Here is a 26,539-nt window from a genome sequence, read left to right as displayed (position 1 = left end):
GCTGGAAGCGGCTCGCACCCCAGAATCGCAAGTCCCCGAAGGGCCACGTCCCCTACTTTGGTCGTGGTCGGCCGGCGACGGGAGTAGGGGCCGCAGGCCGAACGGGCGGCGGCCAGAATGGGGGGCGGCAAGGACGTCGATGCCGCGCTATCCGAAAGTGTGAAGCCGTTGATGCACAAGACACGCGCCGCTGCTCTGCTCCGTCTGGAGGGCGTCGGCCATCGCTACGGGGACCGGGAGGTGCTGCGCTCGGTCTCCCTGCACCTGGAGCCCGGCGCATGCGTGGCGTTGGTGGGCCACAACGGATGCGGGAAATCGACACTGTTACGGCTGGCCGCCGGCCGGGAGACCGCCTTCGAGGGCGAGGTGCTCTTCGACGGCGCTCCCCTCCATGAGGACGATCCGGCCACCCGCGCCCGGATCTCCTCCGTACTCGACCCGGGCGCCCACTACCCCGACCTGACGGTGCGCGAGCACATGGTCTTCGTCGCGCTGGCCCACGGTCTCGGTGCGGCCGCCGACGACGCCGTGGACCAGGCCCTGGCGGACCACCATCTGACCGATCACGCGACGGCCCTGCCGGCCTCGCTCTCCTCGGGACAGAGCCAACTGCTGCTCCTCGCCTCGGCTTTCGTACGACCCCACGACCTCCTTCTCCTGGACGAGCCGGAGCAGCGGCTGGACTCGCGCGCGCGGGCCGGGCTGGCGGACCGCCTGGTGTCGCACAAGGAGCGGGGGACGGCCGTCCTGATGGCCACGCACAACGCGCAGCTCGCCGAGCAGGTCGCCGACCGCGTCCTCGTCCTCGAATCGGGAGTACCCGTGGACGGCGGGGAGCACGACTGGGCGGAGGCCGGCCGTGCCCGGTGAGGCGTCGGCTCCGGCAGCCTTCCGCGGATCAACCGCCGAGGCGCTGGGATATCTGCGCGGTGCCACGCAGGCCCGACAGCGGGCGCAGCGACGCGGCAACGCGGTGGTGCTCTACGGGGTGGTGGTCGTCGCCGCCCTGCTGGGCACCCCGTACCTGCTGGCCGCCGCGAACGCGTCGCGGGCGGGCCGCGGTCGCAGCGCCCTCGCGGAACAGCTGCTGACGGCGCTGCCGGTGACGCTGCCGAGCGTCCTTGCGATCGTCCTCTTCCTCACCCTGCGCGATGCCGCGTGGCGGGGGCCGGTCCTGGTCGACCTGCCGACGGCGTTCTGGGCCGTGCCGCAGCCGCTCCTTCGGCGGTCGCTGCTCATGCCCCGCTTCGTGACTTCCGTCGTCCTCGCCACGCTGGCGGGCGCCGTTGCCGGAGCCGTCGCGGGCTTCCTGCTGGCGACCGGAACGGACGGCTCCTGGCTGGCCGCGACGGCCGCCGGCGCCTGGGCGGGCAGCGCGGCCGGGCTCGGCTCGGCGGCGGCCGGTGTCCTCGTCGAGCGGCACGACAGCGCCGTGGCCCGCATCGGCCGGCGTCTGTTCGTACTCGGCTGGACGGCTGCGGCCGGTCTGCTCGGGCTGTCGGTGCTCTCCTTCTTCCAGGACCTGCCGGCCTGGTTCGGCGCCGTCCTGGTCTGGTCCGGCCCGTGGGGCTGGGCCGGCCAGCCGCTGCTGGCGGCGCTGGGCGGGACGGCCCCTGGCTGGCCGGTCGCCTCCGCGCTGCTGGTGGCCGTGATCCTGTGGGGGGTACGGAAGGCCGGGCGTTCGGTGGCGCTGATCCCGGGGGAGTCGCTGCGCCGACGGGCTCTGGTCGTCTCCCAGGTGACGGCGTCGCTCTTCTCGCTGGAGCTGCGCCAAGCCAAGTTCTCCGTCCAGGGCACGCACCGCCACCGGTCCCGCCCCGTCCTGCGACTGCCCGCACCACGCGCCCGGTGGCTGGTGATTCCGTGGCGCGATGCGACGGGACTGCTGAGGGCACCGGGGCGGCCGGCATGGGCCGCCGTGCTGCTGGTCGCCGCGGTCGTGCTCACCGCGACCATGGACGGGCCGTCGCTGCGCCTGCAGATCCTCTGCGCAACGGGCGCCCTCGGCGCGATGTATCTGGCCGCGGCCCAGCTGGCGGAGCCCGCCCGAGTGGACAGCGACGATCCCCGGAGGTCGACCAACCTCCCCTGTTCCCCGGGCTCACTGGGGCTGTGGCACGCCGCCGTCCCGGCGGGCCTGCTGCTCACCGGGGCCGCGGCGGGGCTCGCCGGCTGCGCGGCCGCCGGGCTGTGGCACCCCGGCCTGCCGGCGCTGCCGCTCTGTGTGCCGACGATGGTGGGGGCGGCCTTGGTGAGTGCCTACCGTGGGGCCATGCCGCCCCATGTGGCCATCGGTGTGGAAACCCCGTTCGGGAACACGGCGCCGCTCCAGATGGCCGCCTGGTATCTGCGCGGTCCCTTGGGGGCGTTGCTGCTGACCGTCCCGGTCCTCGTCCTGACCGCCGGCCGCGGGGCGCTGGGAGCCGGCGGAGTGCTCTGGCTGTCCGCCGTCGGCGCCGTGCAACTGCTGTGGGCGTGGCACGCCGCCAGGCGGCAGCGGTGATCCGGCGTCCCGCCGCCCCCGGCCCGCCCGGAGAGGTGCGTTCAACCAGGGCTCAACCAGGGCTCATTCGGCCAGCCCGGCGCGGTCCGCCAGCAGCGCCGCCTGTACGCGATTGGCCGCGCCGAGCTTGGTCAGGATGCGGGTGACATGTCCCTTGACGGTGGCCTCGGTCATGTCCAGCCGGGCTCCGATCCCCGTATTGGGCAGCCCCGTCGCGAGGAGCACCAGCACGGTCCGCTCCCGTGGGGTCAGCGACGCCAGCTGTTCCCGCAGCTCCGCCGTGACCGCCCCCGACCGCCGCCGGAGCGCGCTGAGCACCTGGACGGTCACGGCGGGCGAGAGCATGCCGTGCCCCGACGCGACGGTGCGCACCGCCTCGATGAGCCCGCCCGGCGGGGTGTCCTTCGTCAGGAAGCCGGCAGCCCCGGCCCGCACGGCCTCGGCGATGTATTCGTCCTCGCCGAAGCTGGTCAGCATGACGACGCGCGGCGGGCTGGGCAGCGTCCGCATCTTCCAGGCTGCTCGCAGGCCGTCGACGCGCGGCATCCGGACGTCGAGCAGCGCGATATCGGGCGCGAAGCGGCGGGCGGCCTCAACGGCCTCGCGCCCGTCCTCCGCCTGGGCCACGACGTGGATGTCCGTACTGGTCTCGAGAATGGTGGTCAGCCCCTGCCGGACGAACTGGTCGTCGTCCGCCACCAGAACCCTGATCACGACAGGACCTCCAGCGGGCCCCGCGCCGGCTGCCGCACATCCGGCTCCGCGCGGCCCCAGACACTTCCCGCGGCCCCGCGACCCCACACACCGTCCCCGTCGACGGGTATCGACGCGGTGACCCGGAAGACACCGCCCGCCAGGCGTCCCGCCGTGAGGACGCCGCCTTCCTGACGGATCCTTTCCGCGAGCCCGGCCAGCCCCCTTCCGCTGCCCGGCATTCCGGAACCCCGGCATCCGGCGACCGTGTTGACGACCTCCACCACCACCCAGCCGTATCGGTGCGTCACACGGATCGCGATGTCCGCGCCGGGCGCGTGCTTGAACACATTGGTGAGCGACTCACGGATCAGCCGGTACAGGGAGTGCCGCACGCCTTCCGGCAGGGCGTCGACGTCGGCGGTCATACGCACAGCGACCCGGCGGCCCTGCGCCCGAGCGTGTTCCACCAGCTGCTCGATGCCGGCGGCGGCCGACGGCGGCGCCCAGGCGAGGCCGTCCCGGCCCGGCCTCTTCACCAGGTTGCGCATCTCGTGGAGGGCCAGCCGGCCGGTGGCGCCGATCGTCCGGGCCTGGGCGCGGACCGTCTCCGCGCCCTGCTCGGCGGTCAACTCCAGCGCTCCGGCGGCCAGCACCATGCGGCTCACCTGGTGGCCCACCGCATCGTGCAGTTCGCTGTGGAGCCGGGCCCGCTCCGCCACCCGGACGCGCTCGGCCAGCAAAGCGCGCTCCCGCCGGGACCGGCAGGCCCGCTCGGCCGGCATGTCCCTCCGGGCCTTCCGGATCAGCGTGAGCAGGGCCAGGACGACCAACCCCAACAGGACCGGAGGGAAGAGGAGTTCCGGCGAGGTGCGGAGGACCGGCCGCCAACCGTCCCGGACGAAGAGGGCCTCGATCACTTCAACTGCCGTGATCCCCAGCGCTATTGCCAGGTCGGACCGGGAGACCGGAAGCAGACCGCATAAGCGCGTCCGCCGTCGGCCCACCGCATCGGTCCTCTTCATCTCGACCCAGGAATGCCGCCCAATGCGGTGCTTCGGCTGCGGCGGCGCTCCTCGGGGCCGTAAGGACGTGCAGATACCTCTGCAGAGCACATGAAATCTCGCCATGTGTGTTCTCCCCGTTGATGAGCGTGATCCCGCGTGATCACCATGGTGCCTCAGCTCTCCGCCGACCGAGGTACTCACGTCGGGAATCGGCCGAGTCGGCGTGGACCGCTGTCCGGCACCCCCCACCACGCGCGCGCGTAGGCTCCGGCGGGGGTTTTTGCGTTCGGGGATGGGTCTGGTGCGTGGTGTTCAAACGCGGTCTTGCTGTGCCGGCTCGCCGATCTCGGCGGCGTAGGGAGGGCAGCGGTGACGATGTGGGCGCGGTGGCCGAAGTGCGGCGGAGGGCGGGGGCGTTACGCAAACGCGAGAAGTACCCATGACCTGCATCGACATGAGCCCGAGGCCCGTGGTAGGCATCGCTCGTCCCGTGTGGCCGCCAGAGCACACGGGGCGTCGGATGTGAGTAAGGATTGGTTTTGCGACTGCTCTCCCATCGCCAGGGCCGAGCACGAAATGACGGAAACCACTCAGCAATTGATTGCGTGTACGGATTCCGGCGTGGAGGTAGCCGGCCGGCCCACAGGGACTGTGTCTGGGGGGGGAAGCGATCCCGCACGGCCGGCAGAGGCGGACTCCACGACCGTGGTACGGCAGGCCGAGAGGTATGCCAGCTGCGCGTGGTCCCAGTGGACCGCCGCCAGACCGCCGACGGCGAAGGGAAATGAGGCTGCGGCACGCGCGGCCGGTTTCGCTGGCGCGCGCGATGCCGTTTATGAAGGGTGTACGACACGGCGTGACCCACGCGGCGTACGACGACGCTGACCACGGTCAGAGGGCCTGGCGCGTGCCCAGGCGAGGAACCCCGGCAGTGGCCGCAGAGGAACCGGCGCCTGGAACTCGCACGCTGCTGGGCTGCTCACGAAGTCCTGCTATTCCGCCTTCGACGCCGAGACTTCCACACCGATCGCGTTCGGATGGCAGCTCGGGACCTTGGCATACAGCGCTCTGACCAGGTGACGGCGGGCGTCCGGCCGGTCCTCGTAAGGGCGTCGGCCGTGGGAGAGGCGGTCGTTGCGGAAGATCAGCGCTTCGCCGGGGGCCAGGCTTATGGCCAGTCGGTAGCGGGGGTTGTCGGACGCCGTGCGGAGGAAGGCCAGTGCTCGGCGCAGGCCGCCAGGGGTGCCTACCGAAAAGTTCCACGTGCAGGTGTCGTTGTCCGTGTAGCGGGACAGGAGGTTGCCCGCTTCGTCCACGGCGAACACCGGGCCCGTGGCGCTCACGTCGATGGCGGGGAGTGTGGAGCGGCGGTTGAGCGCTCGGGGGGAGAGGAGTGCTTCCGCCGCGGCCGGGTCCGTTTTGCGGAGTTCGGCGAAGGCGGCCAGCGAATTGAAGAGGAGGGTCTCACCACCCCGGTGGGCGGCGTGGATGCAGTAGAGAATGGTGGTTCGGATATCGCCGATGTCGTCGAGGAGACCGTCCACGTGCCAGGCCTGACCCGCTGTGGTGCTGAAGCCGGGGTGCCGGTCCTTCGTATCGCTGCGGATGTGGCTGTAGGCCGCGGAGTAGTCCTTTGCCTCCGCGTAGCGGTACAGGGCCGGAATGTATGGATTTCCGAGTTGCAGTGCCGCGGCCAGTGACATGAGTTCGGCGTCGGGCGGTCCTGGGTCCGGCATCGTGACCACGGCGAAGCCGCGTTCTTCCAGGATGTTCACGATTTGTTTCGGGGCGTCGTGCTCCGCGAAGTCCACGGTGTGGGTGCACCGTGGATCGCTGAAGTCGGCTTGCAACTGTTGCACGCTGTCACCTTCCACGGGGTCGTTGCCGTGCATGCCTCTTACTACTCGCTGCGCGGTTGTCCGGGGCGGGGAGGGACTTCGGTTCAGCTGGGACCAGCGGGGACCGACCGGCCTCATGCGGTGAGTCCGCATTCGGCGTCTCCGCGTGCGTCACTTGGCCACCGAGTTGGTGTAGAGCACGCCTTCCGACCAGATGCGGCGCGTCCCTCCCCATCGGGCAGCTGATGCGACGTCGGGAAAGAACCCTCGCCCCTCGAAGTTCGCGCTGGTGTTGCAGAGCACGGGCACGCCGCTGATTTCCTCGTACGCGGCCAGAATGCGGGCCGTGGCCGAGCGGCTGTGCTCGTTGATGGTCTGGAGCCTGGCGGTGCCGTCCAGGTGGACGATGGCCGGGACGCGCTCGGCCCAGCCAGGCCGCATGCGGTGCTCGAAGAGCATGTAGGGGTCCGGGGTGCCGGGGGTGAACACCTCGGGCGCGCGGGATTCCAGGCAGATCGGAGCCACCGGTCGGTAGCCGGCCCGGTTCTTGATCGCGTTGAGCCGGTCCTTCATCCCGGGATCGGTGGCAGGGGCCAGGATGCTCCGATTTCCCAGGGCGCGCGGGCCCAACTCGGCACGGCCCGACAGGACGACCACCGGTTCGCCCTCGGCGTGCAGCAGCTGCGCCAGCTGTGCCTCGTCGCAGGGCCGTGCCTGCCACCCTTCGGGGGTTGGGCCGGCCACCAGCGAGGGTCCGCTGTAGACATCCCATTCCAGCAGGGCGAGGTTCCCGCGGTGGAACGACTCGCACACTGCCGTGCCGATGGCCGCTCCGGCGTCGTTCGGGAACGGCGGTGCGAACACGGAACGGAAGAGCCCGCTCGCGCGCATCGACGTATTCCATTTGATGTTGAGCGCGCAGCCGCCACCGAGCACCAGGTTGGGGCGCTGGTCGGGGAATTTGCTTTTCACCACCGCCGAGAGTCGGTCCAGCAGGCGCGTGCCCAGGTAGTCCTGGAACGTGGTGATGATGTCCGCGTCGGACATGCCCGGCATCAACTCGTCCCGGTTCGAAGCGACCTTCGCTCCCATGATTCGGGCGTTCTCCATCTGGGCGCTGGCGAACTCGGCGACGAGGCCATCGAGGAGCGGGAAGGCGTCGGGCTCCGTCTTGCCCAGCGCGGCGTACGCCATCGCCTTTCCTGCGATGGACAGACGGTATTGGAGCACCTCCTCCCGCGTCATGCCGCTGAGGTCGGCCGCGTACGGGCCGAACTGCGCGCTGAAGTTCGCGAAGCTGTTTCCGGTAATGGGCAGCAGAACGGAGACCAGCGTCACCTCGCATGTGGCGGCCCGCACGTGGTAGAGCCGCGGCTCGATGCCTCCGTCCCACACCAGGGCGAGCGCGTCCTCGCCGCGGGCGGCGCAGGGGCTCGAACAGTAGGCGCCGAGCAGGTGGTTGGTCACGTGGTTGTAGCTGGCGTAGGCCAAGCGGCCGTTGAAGCCGTTGCCGTCGAGTCCGTCGAAGCCGAATCCATCGGCGTCGAAGTGATGCCGCTTCAGGGGGTCTTCCCCGGCGGAGCTTTCCAGGTAGGGCGCGACAGCCAGTTCCACTGGCAGGTCGCCGTTGTTGAGGGTGATGGCGTGATTGCCGTTCACGCCGGTCGTGTACCAGCCGTCTATCACGAACTGGTCGACATCGGCCGGTGACATTCCCTCCAGGGCAAGGAGGTCGAGCACGCGCCGCAGGTTTCCCAGTGCGCTGTAGCGGGCGCCGTTGGCAATCTTCTCGGCCTCGATGCTGAATCGGAGACGACCGTCCTCAATGACCGCCACCGCACCGTCGTGGGTCAACTTGATACCGCAGATGATCATTAACGCCCCTCACTTCTGGCACGTAAGAGAGAATTCTGGTGCGTAAGCGAGAAAAGAGAATTCCGGGCTACGAGGACGCTGCCGCCCGCGTGAGACGAGCGAGTGCCCGGGCATCGCTGAGCAGGGGGACGGCGAAGCCTTGTCCCCCCTTCTCCGCCGCCGCGAGGACCTCGGACAGGAACAGCCGCATGCTGTCGGCGGGCTCCACGCTGTGCACGTACGTCCGGTTCCCGGCCTGGATCCGCAGGTCGACCGCCATCCCCGGTAGTGCGGAGAAGGGCCGGTCGATCTCGATCGTGATCCCCTTTCCCATCAGCCGGACCGTGTTCTGGTAGAGGGTCGTGAAACCGAACTGGCCGACGACGGTCCGGCCGCCGGGGTAGCCCGTGAGCATGCTGTAAGACGTCTCCAGCCCGTCGGCGGTGCGATCGCCCACGACGGCGTCGATCCGCTCGGGTTCGGCGCCCCACAGCACCCGGCCGAGGGACACAGCGTAGGGGCCTGTGTCCGGCAGCGCCCCGCCGCCCCGGGCCCGGTCGTACCGCCAGTCGGTGGCCGGAACGGGGGGAGTGAACACCGCCAGCGCCTTGGTGACTTCGGCGTCGAGGTCCGCGAGGACCGATTCGACCGCCGCGAACAACGGGTGGAACGCGTAGCAGGTGGCCTCCGCGATGACGAGCGATGACGACCGGGCCAGCGCCACCAACTCCTCGGCGGTGTGCGGGTCCGGCAGGGCCGGCTTGTCGACCACCACGTGGTGCCCGTGGTCGAGCGCGCAGCGGACCACCCGTGAATGGTCGCTGTTGACCAGTGAGACGTAGACCAGGCTGGGGCGGGCGACGGCCAGCGCCTCGTCCCAGTCGGTGTACACCGTGCCGAGCTTCGGCACGCGCGCGAGTGCTGCGGGGTCCGCGTGCGAGGTGACGACATGGACCGTCTCGATCTCGGGGAGGGACGCGGCGGCCGGCAGCACGCGCCGCTGAGCGAACCGCGACATGCCGATCAGCAGGAGTTCCATGGCCTCGACCGGGTCAGCGGCGGGCGGTGAAGGGCACGATGTCGCCCGCCCGTTCGCCGCCCGACAGCTGGCCGTTGCGGTCGGTGCGGACGTACGCCCGGTGCAGCCAGCGGTCCTTGCCGTCCCAGCGCGCGGTGAACGGGGCCCGCCCGTGGGCGATCCGGAAGTTGTCGATGATCAGCAGGCCGCCCCGGGTCAGCAGCACCGGCTCGGTGACCTCACTCAGGGCCGCGGAGAGCGCGTCGAGGGCGGCGATGTCCTCGGGGGTTTCGGCGGTCAGGAACGACCGGTTGAAGCTGACGTATGGGTCGTCCTTGTCGCCGTACAGCGGCTTGACGTGGGCAATGGCCTCCGGGTCCGCGGCGTCGAACCGCCGCGTGAACACCCGGTCGAACAGGTGGTTGCGGACCTCGTCGCTGAGGAGCGGCAGCGCCTTGCGGATCGAGCCGACGAGTGTGGCGGCCTTGCCCTCGTGGTCGCCGCGAGAGCAGGAGAGGAGGATGTAGTTCGGCTGGCGCGCGTGGTGCGAGAGGTCCGTGTGGAACTCGAGCTGGGTATGGGAGGTTCCCCCCGAGAGGTGGTGGGCCTCGGGCGTCGGGTACAGCTCGTGCAGGACGGTGATGGAGCGGCGGTTCCCGTAGCCCTGGTCGTAAGCGGTGAGGAGCCCCAGCCTGCCGCCGACGATGCAGAGCATGGCCTCCATGTTCAGCAGGCGCCGGTCCTCCGGCGGCGGGCTGGACGTGGGCGTGGCCGGCAACTCGTCGTCCGGCTCGACGGGAAGGCCCCGCAGGAGCAGATAGCCGTCCCGGTTGCCGTTGGCGTTGAACTCGTCCAGGCCGTCGCGCAGTTCCTGTGGCAGCCGCTTGGCCAGCCGCATCGCGTCCTCGAAGAACGCGTACAGGTCGGCCCGGGGCACCTTCGGCAGCGTGGCGGCGAGTTCGAGCAGTTCTTCCCGGTACGGAGCACAGTCGATGGTCGAAGAAGACGTGATCGAGGAAGACACGGAACGGATCTCCTTTCGGTTTGGCGGGGTCAGAGCAGGCAGGCGAGGAGGCTGCGGGCCTCGACGTTGACGTAATAGCCGGAGTGAATCAGGCGGTTGAGCAGGCCCAGGGGCATCCACCGGTAGTTGTCCGGGGCGTCGACCGTGTGCCCTTCCGGGACGTCGACGATGACGTGCGTCGTGTCCGCGCGGGCGAACCGCCCGCCGTCCTCCGACTGCACGGCCTTGAGGCGGATCCAGGACTCCGGTGCGTTGAGGTACTCCGCGAGCGGAGGGACCTCATCCGGGCCGCGATAGCTTCCCGGGGTCAGCTGCACCGTCGCGGCGAGCTCCATCCGGTCCGTGAGGCCGGGCTGGATCATGGCCTGGACGAGGAAGTGCAGCACTCCCTCACGGCGCTGGCAGATCAGGGCCACGACGTTGCCGCCGGTCGGTTCGAGCATCGGCTGCCACCACGTGCCTACCTCCCGGCTCGTCGCCGCGACCGAAAGCCCGATGATCTGGAAGGAGCGGCCCTCGCGGTGGCGGATGCTGTCCTCGCCGCACACCCACTCGTCCATGTCGCGCAGGCTGATCCGCCGGACGTCCAGGCTGAACTTCGCCTTCTGGTCGATGAGCCAGGTTGTCGCGGCCATGACGTCGGCGTTCGAGCGCCCCGCGGTGTGTGACTCGACTGCTTGGCGGTGAAAGGCGTCCGGGATGTCGCCGTAGAACTCCGGGTCGTCCTCCGCGGCGTACGAGATGCCGGACAACACCGTGCGCGCGTTCATGTTCACGCGGTTGCCCTGGGCGAGCTGGTGCCGCAACTGGCCGAGCGTCAGCCAGGTGAAGTCGTCGGCCGGCGCGATGTCCTCGTCCTCAGGAACCTCGACGATCATGTTGCGATTGCGCTTGTGCAGGTACCAGGACGCGTGCTCCGAGAGGAGCTGGTCGAAGACGATGCGTCGTCCGGCATGCTCCTGGAAGTACTCCAGGTACGGGGTGGAGCGGCCGCCGTGCACGCGCTGGTAGTTGCTGGGCGTGGCCTGCACCGTCGCGGCGTACTGCACCAGGTTGCTGTTGCCCGGCTCCATCTTCGCCTGCATCAGGAAGTGGTGGACGCCTTTGATGCGCTTGACGAGGATCCCGAGGATGCCGATCTCCGGCTGAACGATGATCGGCTGACGGTACTCGTGAATCGGCCCGAAGTCCGTGCGAACCGACAGTCCCTCCACCGAGAAGAACCGGCCGGACGCATGCTGAAGGCGGTCGTCGAGCTGCCAGTCGGGGAGCGCGGCCAACGGAACGTGTTCGACGCTGAAGGTGGAGGACGCGGATCGTTTTTCGAGGAAGGCGTCGGGGTCCGGGGTCTCCGCGGTGCTCAGGGTCGTGGACGAGGAGAGGAATCCATCGGCACGACTCACCTTGGTGGGCATGAAGCAGCTCTCCTTCAAGCTACGTCGGTGGAGTGCGACGAGGGGTCACAGAGTCTGGATGGCGCCGAAGGCACCGTCGGCCGCGATGTCCCGGGCCATGAGCTCGATGCCGGCATCGAGGCTGCGCGGTGCGAAATCGATGATGCGCCGCAGCACCGACAGGTCGACCGCCAGGTGGCCGGTGTCGGTGTGTGCGTCGGGGCCCGGAGTGGTGGCGATCGGGGAGCCCGTGGCATTGCTGACTGCGTCGAGCACTTCCGCGATGGATCTGCCCGTGCCGGTGCCGACATTGACCGTTCCGGGAAGCTCCCGGCCGCAGGCTACGAGGCCGAGCGTCGCCGTGACGAAGTCGTCGACGTGGATGAAGTCCCTGGTTTGCCGCCCGTTGCCGTGGAGCGTGAAGGGAGCCCCGGTCAGGGCGCTCCAGAATGCCGCCGACACCACACCTTGCCCTCGCGACTGCGGCAGGAGACGGCCGTAGACGTTCACGCAGCGCAGGGAGAGGGTTGCCAAGCCGTGCACTCTTCGGTAGTACGCCATGTACTCCTCGCCCATCCGTCGCGACATCCCGTACGGAGAGGTGGGCTGCCCGGGATCCGACTCGCGCTTGAGTTCGTCGCCGGGCGCGTACACGGCACCGGCGGAGGACAGGAAGACGATCCTCGTGCCGGGGCTGAGCGAGCGAACCTTCTCGCAGAGCTCGATCACCAGCGAGAGCGTCCCGATGGCGTCGGCCGCGGGTGCCGCCGCCGAGGGCAGCGGAAACCGGCCGCCCGCGGCGATCACGATCGCGTCCACGCCCTGGTCCAGGGCCTGTGGAAGACGGTCGGCGCCCTCGCCGGAGAGCAGGCGGATCTCACCCGGCCCGGGATCCGCGTCCCGGGTGGCGAAGGGGTCGGAACGGCTGATCACGGTGGCGCTCCAGCCGCGCCGCGCCGCGCCCCGGGCCAGCGCGCTGCCCAGGAAGCCCGCGCCGATCAGGGTGAGCCGTGTCATCGTGCGGCCCCCCTGCCGGTCCGTGCGTCACCGTGGTCCAACAGCAGTTCCTCCAGCCGTCGTACGATCGACTCCTCGCCGTCGGGGCTGAGCGCGCGCGGGTCGACCTCGAGCTGGCCCAGGTGCAGCTTGAAGTCCCGCAGATAGATGGACGGAACGCCTGCTTTCATCTCCTCGGCGAGGGTGGTGGCGCTGCGCCCCGCGGCGGGGTCGACCGTCAGCAGGACGCGGTAGATCGTGCGCCCGGAGTCGTCCTGGGCGGTGCGGGCGCAGAGACCGGGGAGTTTGTCCAGCCGGGCCGCGAGCTTGGTCATCCGCTCCAGCTGCTCCGCGGCCCGCTGTTCCTCCGGGACGGCGGTGTACTCGCGGACGGCCTGGAGCAGCCCCAGCAGGTTTTCCTTGCCGACCTTCATGGGCCGGGCGATGCCGGAGTACTGCGCCCGGCACGCTGCGACCAGTTCGCTGCGCCCGCAGATGAACCCGGAGGTGGGCGCGCCCAGCATCTTGGGCCCGCTGTAGATCACCAGGTCGGCGCCGCTCGCCGCCCAGCGCCGCAGATCCCCTTCGCCCGCGGCGTCCACGATCACGGGGACACCGTGCTCGCGGCCGATGGCGACCAGCTCGTCGAGCGGGACTCCCTTGCGGTGGACCGCGTGGGTGCGGGAGGTGACGTACACCAGGGCCGCGGTGCGTGGGGTGACGGCACTGGCGACGTGGTTGCGCGGTGTCTCGTTGACGGCGCCCACCTCGACGGCCCGGCCGCCGCCCAGCGCGATCATCTGGGCGAGGGGGGCGCCTCCGTAGCTGATGGCGTGGCCCTTCTGCAGCACGATCTCGTTGGGCCTGTCCCCGGGGTCGGGCAGGCGCTGGACGCGCAAGCCGTCCGTCCCGGCGACGCAGGCGGCCACCGCGATCGCCATGCCGGCGGCCGCCCCGATGACCGGGCAGGCGTCCTCACTGCCGGTGGCCTCGGCGAGGTAGCTGCCGGCGGCCTGCCAGAGCTCGTCCATGTCGACGTGGAACCGTGCGGCGCTGCCCATGGCCTTGATGACGCCGTCGCTGAGCGTGCAGCCGCCCAGCGGGGTCGAGTTGGCCTGTGCGCTGACGACGGGTGCGACGCCGAGGTCCTGGTACTCCATGGTGTGGCTCCCAGTTCGCCGTTCGGCATTCGGAGGGAATTCCAACTCATTCACCGCGCAATTCCTTGTCCAGCCAGGTCATGAAAGGGGCCATGCTGTTCTCGTAGAGCCGCTCCATGCGCCGTGCGGGTCTGCCCACGGCGCCGGACTTCACCTGCTCCAGCGCGTCGGCCAGGCTCTTGGCGCTGGGCTGGTGCAGGACGACTCCCAGGTTTTCGCGAGCGACCAGGTCGCCGGAGATCCCGTGGGGGTCGATGATCGTGGGGATGCCATGCAGCAAGGTGTCGCGCAGCCGCAGTCGGGTGCCGGTCTCGTTTTCGGCGCCCGGTTTGGCGATGCAGACGTACGCCTGGGCTGCCTTCACGTACTGGTCGCGCTGGGACAGGGCGAGGGGCTGCGTGTGCAGGTGGACGCGGTCGCCGAGCTCGAGGCCGTCGATCGCCCTGCGGACCACGGCGATGGCGGAGCGGGTGTCCTCGGTCGGCGCCGCGTGCAGGAAGGCGGCACTGGCCTCCACGCCCCGGTCCCGGAGTATCGCCATGGCCTCCACCAGCATGAGCGGCTCGAAGAAGGCCCAGATGCCGCCGGTCCACAGGAAGTCGGCCATGTGGACCGGCGCGGTGGCGTCCGCCGACTCCAGACTGCGCCGGCTGAACCCGACCGGCAAGGTGCTGATCAGGTGGTCCAGCGTCGCGGACCGCGCGATGTCATCGGGCGTCGTCCGGCCGAACGCGCAGAGCGTCGACAGGAGCGCCGCCCGCTCGACCTGGGAGCGGCACAGGAAGTGGTGCGTCACCTGCAGCAGGCGCCGGTAGGTGCCGAGGAAGTGCTGGTGCTCGCCGGTCGGGTCGGCGCGGGCGAGTACCGACGGAAAGCTCATGTGCTCGATGGGCGCCCGGCACTCGCCGATGATCAGCTTGCGGTGGGCGACGGCGAGCTCGATCCGGCGCCGGTCCGGGGTGTCGAAGAACATGACGGCGTCGGCCGTCGCGATGGCCCGTGCCGCCTCCTCGCCCAGCCCCACCTGCTCCGCGGCACCGAGGTCGACGGTATCGGCGGCGGGCTGGGTGAGCACGCGCACCGTGTAGTGCCGGCTGAGGACTTGGGCGATCTCCGCGAGGCGCTGGCCGGCACCGGCGATGGAGGTCTCGGACAGGGAGTATGAACCTGCGTCGACGACGACGATGGGTTGGTCGGTCATTGCTCTGCGAGCACCATCCAGTCAGGAGAACTCTACGAAGTAGAAGGGAGGCCCGAACTGTTCGCGAACCCGTCGGCTGCCTTGGCCGTCCCGACGGGCACCGGCCCGCGCATGGCCGAACTCCTCGGCCAGCGCATGGACGGCGGCCTCGCGCCCCCCGAGGAAGGTGAGCTCGTTGACCCCCAGGCGGAGCACAGGGCCGGGCAGGCCGGGGAGGTCCACCTGGACGTTGACCCGGATCCCGTGGTCGTAGAGGGACTCCGAGAAGCGGTCGGTCTGTTCCGCGTCCCCGATCCTCACCCAGAGCTGGTGGGTGCTGGTGGTGTGGCCGTTCTCGTCGGCGGTGACGTCGAACCCGTCCGCTGCGAGCAGCTTGCTGAACAGCTGCGCGTTTCCGATCACTTGTTCCGCGTAGGCCTGGCCGAAGTGGCGGAACTCCGCGGCGGCCAGCCCCAGGGCGAGCGTTTCGCCGAAGTGATGACTGCTGAGCATCGTGAACTGGGCGTTCTTGAGCCGCTGATGGAGCTCGGGGCTCCGGGTGAACAGGACCCCTTTGTGCGGCCCGGGAAAGGTCTTGTGCGTGGAACCGCCCATGGTGTGGGCCCCGGCGTCGAGCGGGTTGCTCAGGGCGGCCCCGAGGATCAGCCCCATCGTGTGGCTGCAGTCGACGTGCAGGAGCGTGCGCGGGGAGTGCGCCTCGATGAGCTCCGCGACGCGGGACACCTCCAGCGCGTGGCGGCTGTTCTGCAGGTCCAGATAGACCAGTTCGGGTGCGCGTTCGCGAAGAACCAGCCCGAGCCGCTGCTCGTCGACCCGGCCGCGAACGACGGGAACGGTGGCGGACTCGAAGCCGAGCCGGCGCGCCATGTCGGCGGTGGCGTAGTGCCCGCCGGACGCGGCGTCGATGGAGACGACCGTGCCGCCCGGCTTCCCGCCGAGTCCCGCCATGGCCAGCATCATGGCCGAAAGCCCTGATATGGGCCGTTCGTTGACGTACGGAGCGCGAGCGAGCCGGCTCAGGTGTCCACGGGCCAGCTCCGTCTCGATCTCGGCCACTTCCTGGCCACCGCGGAACTGCCAGAAGCCGGGATCCAACTGGTCATTGAAGAAATATCGGTTGTAGTAGTCAGTGCTGAGCGGCATTTGGGCCAGCGGCGACAGCTTGTTCTCGCTCGGCACGAGATTGACGGTGTCCGCTGCCTTCCGCTCCTGGGTACGGAATCGGTCGACGACCTTACGGAGCTCCTCGATGTCAGTCATACCGTGGTTCCCGAAAGTGCGCCTATTGCGGTCTTCGAAGTCAATGGGGTACGCCTCTCGTCGGCTCCGGAAAGGGGTGGCACAGCGTGACCGCCAGGCCGCCATCGCAGCGCCCCATCACGTTGAGACCCGCTTGTTCACCGGGGCGACTCGTGAGTGCCTAATTCTGTACGCCGCAGCTAACGTACGTGCTTTTCTCGTGCAATCTTTAGTCTGCTGCGGTGCGTGACGACCCGTCTACCGACTCTTCATCATTGGCGGATCGGCCCGGACTGCCGGGCCGGTGGTCGTCAGGCCGGGGCCCCGCCACCGCCCCGCAACCGGCCGCTTCCGGAAAGGCTTCAGTGACCCGGCTGATCTCCCGTGGCCGAAGGGCCACTAGGCACGGCGACGGCTCGAGCGGGACTATTGATCCGCATTCCAATGAGTGAGCGCGCTCGACCGCTGGGAGAAATGCATGGACCTCAGTTCGCTGCAGCGACTCGTCTGGGAGAACAAGGTACGGAAGGGCTACAACACCACCGATACGCCCCTGGAGTTCTGTATGCTCCAGGAAAACGTGGCCACGTCCTTCACCGCGTGGCGGAAGCAGGAAGAGCTCCTCGGGGAAGAACTCGCCGATGTCGTGCTCTACGCGACGAGCATCGCCGAAATGACCGGTCTCGACCTGCAGCACGAAGTGAAGAAGAAGGTCGACAAGAACGCGGCACGTCCCGACTGAGAGCTGGGGTGCTGAGAAGGTGAGGGGCATGGCCGGCAGCGGAACGCGCGCACCGTCCTTTGGCGAGCCGACCGACTCCGGCGCGATCACGTCGGCGCCCGAGGCCCGGCACCGAGCGCCGCTGGCCGCGTACCACCATGACCCCGGGCGTCGCGCCATGAACGCATTCGGCACCCGAGTGAACCGGGTGGAGGACCCGCGGCTGCTCACCTCGGGCGGCGTCTACGTCGATGACCTGCGCGTCCCCGAGCTCATGGGGGCGGCGTACGTGACCTTCGTGCGCTCCCCGGTCGCGCATGCGGTCATCACCGGCATCGACACGTCCCGGGCGGAGGCGCACCCCGGCGTGGTGGCGGTCTACACGGCCGCGGACCTGACCGGCCTGCCCGCACCGCAGCCGTTCCGGCAGCCGGAGGGCGGCGGCGGGTTCTTCGCCGAGCCCCTGCTCGCCGAGGAGAAGGTCCGGTTCGTGGGCGAGCCGGTCGCGGTCGTGCTCACCAGCACGCAGTACGACGGCCAGGACGCCGCGGAGCTCGTGGACGTGGACTACGAGCAGCTCCCCGCCGTCGTGGGCCCCGCACTGGCAATGCGCGACGACTCGCCGCTGCTCTGCGAAGAGGCCGGGACCAACATCGCCGACCAGCGCGACCGCGACGGCTACGACGACGCCGTCTTCGCCGAAGCGGACGTGGTCGTCGAGCGAGAGATCGTCAACCACCGGGTGGCCTGCGTCCCGATGGAGTGCCGTGCCACTGCGGCGGCCTTCGACGGTACCCGGCTCACGGTCTGGCACAGCAGCCAGAACGCTCAGCGCTGCCGCAGCACCCTCGCCGCGTCCCTCGGCATCGCGGCCGAGGCGATCCGGGTGATCGTCCCCGACGTCGGCGGCGGCTTCGGCGCGAAGATCGGCATCGACCGGGACTCCATCGTCGTCGCCTGGGCCGCGTGGAAGTCGCGAACCCCGGTGCGGTGGGTGGAGAGCCGCGCCGAGAACCTCATCGCCATGACGCAGGGCCGTGCCCAGCTCAACCGCGTCAAGCTCGGCGGCACGCGTGACGGCACGATCACGGCGTACCGCCTCGACGTCGTCCAGGACGCGGGCGCCTATCCGCGTACCAGCACCCTCGCCCCCGTGACCTGCACGATGGCCCCCGGTGTGTACGACATCGCGCACGTGCAGAGCGGATTCCGCGTCGTCGTCACCAACACCACCCCCGTGAACAAGTACCGCGGCGCGGGCCGGCCGGAGGCCACGGCCGCCATCGAGCGCGCGGTGGACCTGTACGCCGCCGAAATCGGCATGGACCCGGCCGAGGTCCGCCGCCGCAACGTCATCGCCGCGGACGCCTTCCCGTTCCGCACCGCAACGGGGGTCCGCTACGACTCCGGTGCCTACGAGGCGGCTCTCGACAAGGTCCTGCGGGCCGCCGACTACCTCGGGCTCCGGGCTGAGCAGGCCGCCCGCAGGGCCAACGGGTGCGTGAACGTGCTCGGCATCGGTCTCTGCGTCTACGTGGAGATGACCGGTGGCGGTGGTGAGACCGCGAAGGTGACCGTGGACGGCAGGGGGCAGGCCACGGTCCTGACCGGCAGCTCGGCGCAGGGGCAGGGGCACCACACCGCCTGGGCGGTCCTGGTCGAGGCCGAGCTCGGCATCCCGATGGACCTGGTCACCGTCGTGCACGGGGACACCGACCTCATCCCGAAGGCCGTCGGCACCTACTCCAGCCGGTCCCTGCAGCTCGGCGGCTCCGCGGTCGTCAAGGCTGCCTCCGAGGTGAGGAACCAGGCCCGGGGGTACGCCGCCGAGCTCCTCGGCGTCCCGATGTCCGACGTCACTCTCGACACCGGTTCCGGTACCTGGCATGCGGCAGGCAGCCCCGGCCGCACCCTGACCTGGGCCCAGTTGGTCAAGCACGCCGAGCGCGAGATCAGCGCCGACGCCGAGTTCGACGCGGACGGGCCGACGTTTCCGTTCGGTGCGCACCTCTCGGTCGTCGAGGTCGACACCGAGACGGGCAGGACCACGCTGCTGCGCCACGTCACCGTGGACGACGCGGGGCCGGTCCTCACCCCGTCCCTCGCCGAAGGCCAGCGCCAGGGCGGCATCGCGCAAGGGGTCGCCCAGGCGCTGTTCGAGGAGGTGCGCTACGCCGCAGACGGCGCCCCGCTCAGCGCGACGCTCGCGGAGTACGGGGCCGTCGCCGCCGCCGATCTGCCCGACTTCGAGCTGGTGGCCGGGGAGACCCCTACGGACGTAAATCCCCTCGGCGTCAAGGGAATCGGCGAAGCGGGGACGATCGGTGCCACTCCCGCGGTGCAGAACGCGGTCGTCGACGCGCTCGCTCACCTCGGCGTCCGGCACATCGACATGCCGATGACGCCGGGCCGCGTCTGGGCGGCGATCAGGGAAGTTGGCGACGCGTGCCGCTCCGGGCGTTGACGGTCCGGGGCCGGGAGAGCACCTCCGGCCGTCGGCGACGGGACGGCATCCACTGCCGCTCGGCGCCTCATTCCCCCGTCGCCCACGGGCCGAACCCTACCCACCCTCACGCCGAGAGCGAGGCTGTCGTGACACGTCCAGCACCACGCGATGTACAGGATCTCCCACCGCAAACCGCAAACTTGATGACCTCTCAGGAACGGCGACGTCTTCTTCTGCAGGACATCGATGTGGTGATCGACGGCGGTGCGAACGGCGGCCAGTACGCGAAGTGGATGCGGCAGTGCGGTTTTCGCGGGGAGATCTTCTCATTCGAGCCGGGGTCCGAGACGTTCGGTGTCCTTGCCGAGGCCGCCCGGTCGGACGACGACTGGCACTGCCACAACGTGGCACTGGGGCCCGAGGACGGCGAAGTCCTGCTGTACCTGAGCCGAACCTCGCTCGGCTCGTCGGTCTTCCGGCGGACCGAGCTCCACTCCCGCGTATGGCCCAAGGACGTCGCGGCCGGTACGGAGATGGTCCCGATGCGGTCGCTGCGCTCGCTCTGGCACGAGCTGGGGTGCGACGGGCGCCGGGTGTACCTGAAGCTGGACGTGGAGGGCGCCGAACTGTCTGTCCTGGAGGGCGCAGGGCCGGTCCTCGACCACATCGCGCTGCTCGAAGTCGAACTGTCTTTGGTCGACATGCACCATGGCGCGCCGACGTTCCGCGAGGTGCTGAACTTCCTGAGCGGACGGGGCTTTTCGGCGGTCGCCCTGGAGCAGAATCACAGCGGCGACGACACGACCGGTCAGATGCTGATGATCGACGGCATCTTCCGGGCTCCGGGCGCTGGAGCCCGCGGCGACAGTTGAGGCCGGCGCACGCCGTACCCCATCGGCCGCATTCCGCATTCCATCGGCGCCGCTCGGCCTTCCTTGAGGGAGATCAGATGAACCGCATTTCGGTGCACGTGGACGGCACCACGTACGAGGACGAGGTGGAGCCGCGGCTTCTCCTCGTCCACTACCTGCGGGACAGGCTGGGCCTGACCGCCACGTCGAGTGGCTGCGACACCGGGAACTGCGGGGCGTGCACCGTCGATCTGGACGGGGCGAGCGTCAAGAGCTGCTCGGTCCTGGCGGTGCAGGCGGACGGCGGTGAGGTGACCACCGTGCAAGGGCTTGCCCGGGACGGCGAGTGGCATCCGCTGCAGCGGTCGTTCCACGAGCACCACGCCCTGCAGTGCGGCTACTGCACCCCCGGAATGATCATGGCGGCCCGCGATCTGCTGCGGCACAACCCCGAACCAGGTAAGGAGGAGGTCCGGCGCGCGCTGAAGGGTAACCTCTGCCGTTGCACCGGCTATCAGAACATCGTCAAGGCCGTGCTCGCTGCGGCTGCCAGACAGTAAGCCCGGCGGAACCGGCCCCGCGTGGGGACGAGGCGTACGCATGACCACCCCGGAACCCGCCCCGGTGACCGCAGCTGGCCGTGCCTTCCGGGCGCCCGGAAGGCTAGTGGAAGGTAGGGCAGCATGACCCCCGCGGCATTCGACTACGCATGCCCGGAGAGCGTTGGGGAGGCCGTCCGCATGCTCGCAGAGCGCGGCGGGAAGGCGAAGGTGCTGGCCGGTGGCCAGAGCCTGCTGCCGATGCTGCGATTACGGCGCGCCTCCGCGCAGTTGGTGGTCGACATCAACCGGGTGCCGCAGCTGCGCGGCGTCCAAGAGGAGGCGGACGCGCTCGTCATCGGCGCCATGACCACCCACCACGACGTCCTCCACCACGAGCTGGTCCGGCGCCACGCCCCGCTGCTGGCCGCCGCGACGGAGACAGTCGGCGACCCCGCCGTTCGCCACCGCGGCACTCTCGGCGGCTCGGTCACTCACGCCGATCCGGCCGGTGACCTGCCGCCGGTGGTCCTGGCGCTGAACGGCGAGCTGGTGGCGCAGGGCCCGCGCGGACGACGCACCATCCCGGCCGCCGAGTTCTTCGTCGACCAGCTGACGACCGCGCTGGAGCCCGACGAACTGCTCGTCGGGATCCGCGTGCCCAAGCTCGGGGAGGGCTGGGGCTGCCACTACGAGAAGTTCCACCTCTCCGCGCAGACCGCCACGCTGGTCGGTGTGGCCGTGGCGGTACGCCGCGAGGGCGGCGGCATCGCCGAGGCGCGTATCGCGCTGACCAACATGGGCGTCACCCCGCTGCGGGCGTCCACCGCCGAGGCGGCCCTGGCCGGTGCGGACGCCACGGCCGAGGCCGTGGGCCGGGCCGCCGAGGCGGCGGCCGAGGGCACCGCGCCGCCGTCGACGGACCCGGACCATCCGCCCGCCTACCGGGCCCACCTGGCCCGGGTGCTGACGCGCCGCGCCGTCCTCGACGCAGCCGGAACGGAGTGCTCTTGATGACCGGTACGCCCGGCGCGGCGGCGCCCGCCGAGCCCGACTCGACCCAACGGTCCGCCGTACGAACCCTGTTGCGGCTGTGGCCGTATGTCCGGCCGGTGCGCGGGCGGCTGTTCACCTCGGTGGTCGTCGCACTGCTCGCCTCCTGCGCCGGGCTGGTCATCCCCCTGGTGCTCAAGTGGATGGTGGACGGGCCCGTCGCGGAGGGCGATCCGGGCGGTGTCTGGCTGGGCGGCATCTATCTGCTGGTGCTCGGCGTTGCCGAGGCCGGGCTGTCCGGGCTGCGGCGCTGGCTGGTGGCGCGCCCGCTGGCCGGAGTCGAGGCGGCGCTGCGCGGCGCTCTGTACCGGCGCGTGCAGCGGCTTCCGATGCCTTTCCACGACCACTGGTCCTCAGGCCAGCTGCTGTCCCGCGGCACGACCGACCTCAACGTGATCCGGATGTTCCTGACCTTCCCGCTGGCGTACCTGGTGGTGAACGGCCTGACCATCCTCATCGGCTTCGTGATCCTGCTGGGGCAGCGCTGGACGCTGGGGCTGGTGCTGCTGACTCCGGTGGTGCCACTGGTGGTGCTGTGCTCCTTCTTCGAGGCGCGGTACCTGGTCGCCTCGCGCCGGGCCCAGGACCAAGTAGGCGATCTGACCACGGTGGTGGAGGAGTCGGTCCTCGGCATCCGGATCGTCAAGGGCTTCGGCCGCCACCGCAGCCAGGCCCGCTCCTTCGCCGCGCTGGCCCGGAAGGTGCGTACGAGCGAGCTGCGCAAGGCGCGGCTGATGGCCGCGCTCTGGGCGGTCATGACCGTGCTCCCGGAGCTCGCCATCGGCGCGGCGCTGGTGCTCGGCACCGTGCAGGTGGCCGATGGCGGGCTCTCGGCGGGCACGCTGGTCGCGTTTCTGTCCACGGTGCTTGCGCTGCGCTGGCCGACGGAGTCGATCGGTTTTCTGCTGGCGATGAGCAACGAGGCGGCCGCGGCCACCGAGCGCTACTTCGAGGTGATGGACGAGCCCACGGAGTGGGAAACGCAGCCGCAAGGAGCGGGAGAGGCCACGGCGGCAGTAGAGGCCGGAGTGGTAACGGACGGGACGCCGCCCGGTGCAGGAGAGGCCCGTAGCCCAGGAAAGACGCGCGGCGCGGCGGTCGAGGCGAAGGCGCCCGGGGCGGGCGCGGGCAGCGCGGCGAGACCTGGTGAACTGGCCTTCGAAGGCGTGGAGTTCCGCTACCCGCACGCACCGCACTACGCCCCGGCCACCCTGCAAGGGGTCGACCTGCGGGTCCGGCCCGGCGAGACCATGGCCCTGGTCGGCGCGACGGGCAGCGGCAAGACGACCCTCACGGCCCTGGTCCCGCGGCTGTACGAGCCCACCGGCGGCCGGATTCTGCTCGATGGCCGGGACATCGCCTCGCTGACGCGGGAGGAGCTGCGGACCCTGGTCAGCGTCGCCTTCGAGGAAGCGACGCTGTTCTCCGCGACCGTGGCCGAGAACGTCCTGATGGGTGGGGACGGACTCACGGACACGGATCTGCTGCGGGCCCTGGAGGTCGCCCAGGCCGACGAGTTCGTGTCCGCGCTCCCGCACGGTCCACGGACCCAGGTCGGTGAGCAGGGGCTGAGCCTCTCGGGCGGCCAGCGGCAGCGGCTGGCGCTGGCCCGCGCCGTCGTCGCCCGGCCGCGCTATCTGATCCTGGACGATCCCCTCTCCGCGCTGGACATCCGGACCGAGGCCATGGTCGAAGCGGCGCTGCGGCGCGTCCTTGCGGAGACCACCGCCCTGATCGTGGCGCACCGCCCGTCCACGATCCTGCTCGCCGACCGGGTGGCGCTGCTCTCCGGGGGGCGGATCGCCGCGGTCGGCGCCCATGACGAACTGCTACGGGACAGCGCCGAGTACGCGGCCCTGATGTCGGGCGGCCCGGCGGGGCCCGCGCCCTCCCCTGCCGTCGGCACCGCCGCCGCAACGGCCGGCCCCGAGGCCCGTACCGGCACGCGAGGCAAGCAGAAGGACGACAAGCGATGAGCACGAGCGCGACCACCGGACAGGCGGACGGGCGGGACGGCCCGCAGGGGCGTGGCACGGGCACCGGGCCGGCCGGCGCGGCAACCGCCACTGATGCCTCTGCCGCCGTCGACGCCACGCCCCTGGGCGACGCCGCCGCGGACTCCGGGCCCGGGCCCGGCCCTGACGACCCTTTCGACCGGGACGCGCTGCCCACGCCCAAGGGCGCCCCCCGAGCACTGTTGGGCTCCCTGTTGCGCCCGCACTCCCGCCAGGTGGGGGCGGCGGCCCTGCTGGTCCTGTTGCAGCAGGCGGCCGTGCAGGCGGGCCCGCTGCTGGTCGCGTTCGCGATCGACCGTGCCGTGCCCGCCCTCCGGCGCGACGACACGGGTCCGCTGCTGGCCGTGGCGACGGCGTATCTGCTGTGCGCCGTGGCCGCCGGTGTTCTGCAGTACGGCTTCATCCAGCTCTTCGGGCGCCTCGGCCAGGACGCGCTCCTGGAGCTGCGCACCCGCATCTTCCGGCACTCGCAGGCCCTCAGCCTGGACTTCCACGAGCGCTACACCTCGGGGCGCCTGGTCTCCCGGGCCACCGCCGACGTCGAGAACCTGCGCGCGCTGCTCAACAACGGCAACGGCCTGCAGGAGCTGATCGCGATCGGCCTGTCCACGGTCTACATCGGGGGGATGCTGCTGTACCTGGACTGGGGCCTGGGCGTGGCCGTGCTCGTCTCCACGCCGCCGCTCGCCCTCCTGGTGCGCTCCCTGCAGTGGCGCTCGATGCGCGCCTACCGCAGGAAGTCCACGGCCACCGCAGCCATCGTCGTGAAGTTCGCCGAAACCCTCAACGGCATCCGTCCGGTGCGGGCCTTCCGCCGCGAGCCCGCTAACGACGAGGAGTTCGCCGGGCTGAACAAGCGGCACGAACAGGTCAGCGGCGACGCGTCCTTGGAGATGGCGCGCTATGTGGCCTCCTCCCGCCTGGTCGCCAACTCCGCGGTGGCCGTGCTGATGCTGTGGAGCGCCTACCGGGTGGCCACCGGCGCTCTGGCGCTGGGAGCGTTGGTCGGAGCGGCGCTGTATCTGCGGCGGCTGTACGACCCCATCGACCGGCTGGGCGTACTGCTGAACAGCTATCAGGCGGCGGCCGCGTCCCTGGAGAAGATCGCCGGACTGCTCGCTCAGCGCCCCGGGGTCCCCGAGGCCGAGGCGCCCGTCGCACTGCCTCCGCTCCGTGGCGCGGGCCCCGGCCGCGCGTTGGTGCTCGACTCCGTACGCTTCGCCTACCGCACCGGCGGCGAGGTCCTGCCGCGCTTCAGCCTGACGCTGGAGGCGGGCCGCACGGTGGCCGTCGTCGGTCCCACCGGCGCGGGGAAGTCCACTCTCGCCAAGCTGCTGGCCCGCTTCTACGACCCCACCAGTGGCCGGGTTCTGCTCGACGGGGTCGACCTGCGCGAGCTGTCCGGCGCCGATCTGCGCCGCGGCGTGGTCATGGTCACCCAGGAGGCGTTTCTGTTCTCCGGCACGGTCGCGGAGAACATCGCGATCGGCCGCCCGGACGCGAGCCGGGAGGAGATCGAGCGCGCCGCGAAGGCGATCGGCGCGCACGACTTCATCGCGGCGCTGCCGGCCGGGTACGACACGGACGTACACAAGCGGGGCGGGCGGATCTCGGCGGGCCAGCGCCAGTTGGTCAGTCTCGCGCGCGCCCTGCTGGCCGACCCGGGCGTGCTGATCCTGGACGAGGCGACGAGTTCGCTGGACATCCCCGGCGAGCGGGCGGTGCAGCACGCCATGCGGACCGTGCTGCACGGCCGTACGGCGGTGGTCATCGCGCACCGCCTGTCCACGGTGGAGATCGCCGACCGGGTGCTGGTGTTGGCCGAAGGCCGTATCGTCGAGGACGGCTCTCCGGCCGAACTCGTCATCGGGCGGGGCCGCTTCGCCGAGCTGCACCGGGCGTGGCGGGACAGCGTGTCCTGACGGCGGGGCCCGGCTCCGTGAGTCGCGGGCCGGTCAGGGGAGTGACGCGCTGGACCTCCTCGTGTCCGACACCCGCGACCCCGGCGCGGCTACTTCACATCAGGAGTGAGTCGCGGTCAGGCGCCGCAGAGCCGCGTCCGCCGGCGGCCCCCACGTGGCTTTGCCACCCGTGCGGCCATGGACGCCGTTGTCGCCGATGAGCAGGCATGCGAGTGCCTTGAGCACGGCCCAGCCGCGAGCGCGGCGCAGGGTCGCCACGTCAGCAGCCGACGCGTAGCTCTGGTGGAAACGGTCTATGGCCCCGTCCGGCAGAACGTGCCAGCCGGCCGCCAGGTCACAGGCCGGGTCTCCCGCGCACAGGTCGCCGAAGTCGACGACGCCGCAGAATGTACCGTCTCTCGTCAGAAGATTGGCCGGGTGCAAGTCTGCGTGCAGCCACAAAGACGGACCTGTCCAGACAGGTGCGTTCAGCGCGTCTTTCCAGACCTCGCGCACGGTATCCGGGTGGGGAATCAACCCGCGATTCGCCGTCTCTTTGAGGAAATACTCGAAGCCTTCGTCGGCGTTGGCCAGCGGACCTCCTCGATTACGGCCGACAGGCGCGTCGCCGGGCGCGGGCTGATGCAGGGCTTTGAGGAAGGCGGCCAAGGCATCGGCTGCTGCGACGCCGTGCGTCGCGGGGGCGCGGTCGGCAGGTTCGCCGGGGACCCAGGTGGTGACGATCCAAGGGCGCGGGAATCGCTCGGAAGGCTGACCCAGACGCTGTGGAACCGGTACCTGCAAGGGGAGTTGGGGTGCCAAGCCAGGCAGATAGGTGTACTCCTTGAGGAGCAGTTCGTCCGCGTCCTCCGTGGCCCAGGGCAGCCGGACCGCGAGGTCGTCGCCGAGCCTCCACAACTGGTTGTCCCAACCGCGGGCGCCGAGCGTCAGCGGCAAGTCGGCCAGGTCGGGGTGCTGTTCGCGGAGTAACGCTGCAATCAGATCCGCGGTGATCTCATTTTCGGTGTCCGTCACGGCCGTAACTATAGTGCTGTGATGCAAGCACGTGCATTATGCACGTGACCG

General features: G+C 70.4%; 21 protein-coding genes. 9 read left to right on the top strand and 12 right to left on the bottom strand.

Annotated features, from left to right (window positions below):
- Positions 1-171: 171 nt before the first annotated feature.
- Positions 172-870 carry an ATP-binding cassette domain-containing protein gene (locus AB0G84_RS24805; protein WP_361324727.1) on the top strand — a complete coding sequence of 233 codons (699 nt, stop codon included), beginning with the start codon at positions 172-174 and terminating at the stop codon, positions 868-870.
- Positions 860-2,503: a DUF6297 family protein gene (locus AB0G84_RS24800; RefSeq protein WP_361324725.1), complete on the top strand. Its 1,644-nt coding sequence runs from the start codon at positions 860-862 to the stop codon at positions 2,501-2,503. Before AB0G84_RS24805 ends, AB0G84_RS24800 begins: the two co-directional genes overlap by 11 nt.
- A gap of 63 nt (positions 2,504-2,566) precedes the next feature.
- Here the strand turns inward: AB0G84_RS24800 and AB0G84_RS24795 are convergent, their stop codons facing one another.
- The 11 genes from AB0G84_RS24795 to AB0G84_RS24745 all read right to left on the bottom strand — a co-directional run bounded on the left by AB0G84_RS24795 (position 2,567) and on the right by AB0G84_RS24745 (position 15,948).
- Positions 2,567-3,217: a response regulator transcription factor gene (locus AB0G84_RS24795; protein WP_361324722.1), complete on the bottom strand. Its 651-nt coding sequence runs from the start codon at positions 3,215-3,217 to the stop codon at positions 2,567-2,569.
- Positions 3,214-4,116, bottom strand: a complete 903-nt coding sequence (locus AB0G84_RS24790) for a histidine kinase (protein ID WP_361324720.1) — start codon at positions 4,114-4,116, stop codon at positions 3,214-3,216. Before AB0G84_RS24790 ends, AB0G84_RS24795 begins: the two co-directional genes overlap by 4 nt.
- A gap of 1,079 nt (positions 4,117-5,195) precedes the next feature.
- Positions 5,196-6,095: a TauD/TfdA family dioxygenase gene (locus AB0G84_RS24785; protein WP_361324717.1), complete on the bottom strand. Its 900-nt coding sequence runs from the start codon at positions 6,093-6,095 to the stop codon at positions 5,196-5,198.
- 117 nt (positions 6,096-6,212) lie between these two features.
- Complete coding sequence (locus tag AB0G84_RS24780) at positions 6,213-7,916, bottom strand: carbamoyltransferase N-terminal domain-containing protein (RefSeq protein WP_361324714.1); 1,704 nt, start codon at positions 7,914-7,916, stop codon at positions 6,213-6,215.
- 67 nt (positions 7,917-7,983) lie between these two features.
- Positions 7,984-8,934 carry a Gfo/Idh/MocA family oxidoreductase gene (locus AB0G84_RS24775; protein ID WP_361324711.1) on the bottom strand — a complete coding sequence of 317 codons (951 nt, stop codon included), beginning with the start codon at positions 8,932-8,934 and terminating at the stop codon, positions 7,984-7,986.
- Between the two features lie 13 nt (positions 8,935-8,947).
- Positions 8,948-9,937 (bottom strand): clavaminate synthase Cs1, encoded by a 990-nt coding sequence (gene cs1, locus AB0G84_RS24770; protein WP_361324708.1) that lies wholly within the window; start codon positions 9,935-9,937, stop codon positions 8,948-8,950.
- 29 nt (positions 9,938-9,966) lie between these two features.
- On the bottom strand, positions 9,967-11,352 hold the full coding sequence (locus AB0G84_RS24765; RefSeq protein ID WP_361324705.1) for an NDP-hexose 2,3-dehydratase family protein: 1,386 nt from the start codon (positions 11,350-11,352) through the stop codon (positions 9,967-9,969).
- Positions 11,353-11,397: 45 nt separating this feature from the next.
- A complete protein-coding gene (locus AB0G84_RS24760) occupies positions 11,398-12,348 on the bottom strand; it encodes an NAD-dependent epimerase/dehydratase family protein (protein WP_361324702.1) in 951 nt (316 codons plus the stop codon).
- Positions 12,345-13,487 carry a hypothetical protein gene (locus AB0G84_RS24755; protein WP_361324699.1) on the bottom strand — a complete coding sequence of 381 codons (1,143 nt, stop codon included), beginning with the start codon at positions 13,485-13,487 and terminating at the stop codon, positions 12,345-12,347. The genes AB0G84_RS24760 and AB0G84_RS24755 overlap by 4 nt, the downstream gene beginning before the upstream one ends.
- Before the next feature lie 46 nt (positions 13,488-13,533).
- The gene (locus AB0G84_RS24750) at positions 13,534-14,688 is read right to left on the bottom strand and encodes a hypothetical protein (RefSeq protein ID WP_361324696.1); all 1,155 of its coding nucleotides are present in this window, start codon (positions 14,686-14,688) and stop codon (positions 13,534-13,536) included.
- Positions 14,689-14,709: 21 nt separating this feature from the next.
- Positions 14,710-15,948: a hypothetical protein gene (locus AB0G84_RS24745; RefSeq protein ID WP_361324693.1), complete on the bottom strand. Its 1,239-nt coding sequence runs from the start codon at positions 15,946-15,948 to the stop codon at positions 14,710-14,712.
- A 457-nt stretch (positions 15,949-16,405) separates the two neighbouring features.
- On the opposite strand from AB0G84_RS24745, the gene AB0G84_RS24740 reads away from it, so the two are divergent.
- The 7 genes from AB0G84_RS24740 to AB0G84_RS24710 all read left to right on the top strand — a co-directional run bounded on the left by AB0G84_RS24740 (position 16,406) and on the right by AB0G84_RS24710 (position 25,474).
- On the top strand, positions 16,406-16,669 hold the full coding sequence (locus AB0G84_RS24740) for a MazG-like family protein (RefSeq protein ID WP_361324690.1): 264 nt from the start codon (positions 16,406-16,408) through the stop codon (positions 16,667-16,669).
- Positions 16,670-16,697: 28 nt separating this feature from the next.
- A complete protein-coding gene (locus AB0G84_RS24735) occupies positions 16,698-19,112 on the top strand; it encodes a xanthine dehydrogenase family protein molybdopterin-binding subunit (protein ID WP_361324687.1) in 2,415 nt (804 codons plus the stop codon).
- 230 nt (positions 19,113-19,342) lie between these two features.
- Positions 19,343-19,966 carry an FkbM family methyltransferase gene (locus AB0G84_RS24730; RefSeq protein ID WP_361324684.1) on the top strand — a complete coding sequence of 208 codons (624 nt, stop codon included), beginning with the start codon at positions 19,343-19,345 and terminating at the stop codon, positions 19,964-19,966.
- Positions 19,967-20,043: 77 nt separating this feature from the next.
- Positions 20,044-20,505, top strand: a complete 462-nt coding sequence (locus AB0G84_RS24725; RefSeq protein WP_361324681.1) for a (2Fe-2S)-binding protein — start codon at positions 20,044-20,046, stop codon at positions 20,503-20,505.
- Positions 20,506-20,628: 123 nt separating this feature from the next.
- Positions 20,629-21,498, top strand: coding sequence for a xanthine dehydrogenase family protein subunit M (locus AB0G84_RS24720; protein ID WP_361324678.1), 870 nt, complete (start codon positions 20,629-20,631; stop codon positions 21,496-21,498).
- Positions 21,498-23,513 (top strand): ABC transporter ATP-binding protein, encoded by a 2,016-nt coding sequence (locus AB0G84_RS24715; protein ID WP_361324675.1) that lies wholly within the window; start codon positions 21,498-21,500, stop codon positions 23,511-23,513. The genes AB0G84_RS24720 and AB0G84_RS24715 overlap by 1 nt, the downstream gene beginning before the upstream one ends.
- Positions 23,510-25,474, top strand: coding sequence for an ABC transporter ATP-binding protein (locus AB0G84_RS24710; protein ID WP_361324672.1), 1,965 nt, complete (start codon positions 23,510-23,512; stop codon positions 25,472-25,474). The genes AB0G84_RS24715 and AB0G84_RS24710 overlap by 4 nt, the downstream gene beginning before the upstream one ends.
- 99 nt (positions 25,475-25,573) lie before the next feature.
- On the opposite strand, the gene AB0G84_RS24705 is transcribed toward AB0G84_RS24710, so the two are convergent.
- Positions 25,574-26,488 carry an aminoglycoside phosphotransferase family protein gene (locus AB0G84_RS24705; RefSeq protein WP_361324669.1) on the bottom strand — a complete coding sequence of 305 codons (915 nt, stop codon included), beginning with the start codon at positions 26,486-26,488 and terminating at the stop codon, positions 25,574-25,576.
- Positions 26,489-26,539: the final 51 nt, after the last annotated feature.

The organism is Streptomyces sp. NPDC020742 (assembly GCF_040641675.1).
Lineage (GTDB): Bacteria > Actinomycetota > Actinomycetes > Streptomycetales > Streptomycetaceae > Streptomyces.
This window is presented reverse-complemented; position numbering and strand designations above follow the sequence as displayed.

What these genes read in the sequence shown, in the direction of transcription:
- AB0G84_RS24805 (WP_361324727.1), top strand. Translation starts at nt 172, where the DNA reads ATGCACAAGACACGCGCCGCTGCTCTGCTCCGTCTGGAGGGCGTCGGC.
- AB0G84_RS24785 (WP_361324717.1), bottom strand. Translation starts at nt 6,095, where the DNA reads ATGCACGGCAACGACCCCGTGGAAGGTGACAGCGTGCAACAGTTGCAA.
- AB0G84_RS24780 (WP_361324714.1), bottom strand. Translation starts at nt 7,916, where the DNA reads ATGATCATCTGCGGTATCAAGTTGACCCACGACGGTGCGGTGGCGGTC.
- AB0G84_RS24775 (WP_361324711.1), bottom strand. Translation starts at nt 8,934, where the DNA reads ATGGAACTCCTGCTGATCGGCATGTCGCGGTTCGCTCAGCGGCGCGTG.
- AB0G84_RS24765 (WP_361324705.1), bottom strand. Translation starts at nt 11,352, where the DNA reads ATGCCCACCAAGGTGAGTCGTGCCGATGGATTCCTCTCCTCGTCCACG.
- AB0G84_RS24760 (WP_361324702.1), bottom strand. Translation starts at nt 12,348, where the DNA reads ATGACACGGCTCACCCTGATCGGCGCGGGCTTCCTGGGCAGCGCGCTG.
- AB0G84_RS24755 (WP_361324699.1), bottom strand. Translation starts at nt 13,487, where the DNA reads ATGGAGTACCAGGACCTCGGCGTCGCACCCGTCGTCAGCGCACAGGCC.
- AB0G84_RS24750 (WP_361324696.1), bottom strand. Translation starts at nt 14,688, where the DNA reads ATGACCGACCAACCCATCGTCGTCGTCGACGCAGGTTCATACTCCCTG.
- AB0G84_RS24745 (WP_361324693.1), bottom strand. Translation starts at nt 15,948, where the DNA reads ATGACTGACATCGAGGAGCTCCGTAAGGTCGTCGACCGATTCCGTACC.
- AB0G84_RS24740 (WP_361324690.1), top strand. Translation starts at nt 16,406, where the DNA reads ATGGACCTCAGTTCGCTGCAGCGACTCGTCTGGGAGAACAAGGTACGG.
- AB0G84_RS24735 (WP_361324687.1), top strand. Translation starts at nt 16,698, where the DNA reads ATGGCCGGCAGCGGAACGCGCGCACCGTCCTTTGGCGAGCCGACCGAC.
- AB0G84_RS24725 (WP_361324681.1), top strand. Translation starts at nt 20,044, where the DNA reads ATGAACCGCATTTCGGTGCACGTGGACGGCACCACGTACGAGGACGAG.
- AB0G84_RS24720 (WP_361324678.1), top strand. Translation starts at nt 20,629, where the DNA reads ATGACCCCCGCGGCATTCGACTACGCATGCCCGGAGAGCGTTGGGGAG.
- AB0G84_RS24715 (WP_361324675.1), top strand. Translation starts at nt 21,498, where the DNA reads ATGACCGGTACGCCCGGCGCGGCGGCGCCCGCCGAGCCCGACTCGACC.
- AB0G84_RS24710 (WP_361324672.1), top strand. Translation starts at nt 23,510, where the DNA reads ATGAGCACGAGCGCGACCACCGGACAGGCGGACGGGCGGGACGGCCCG.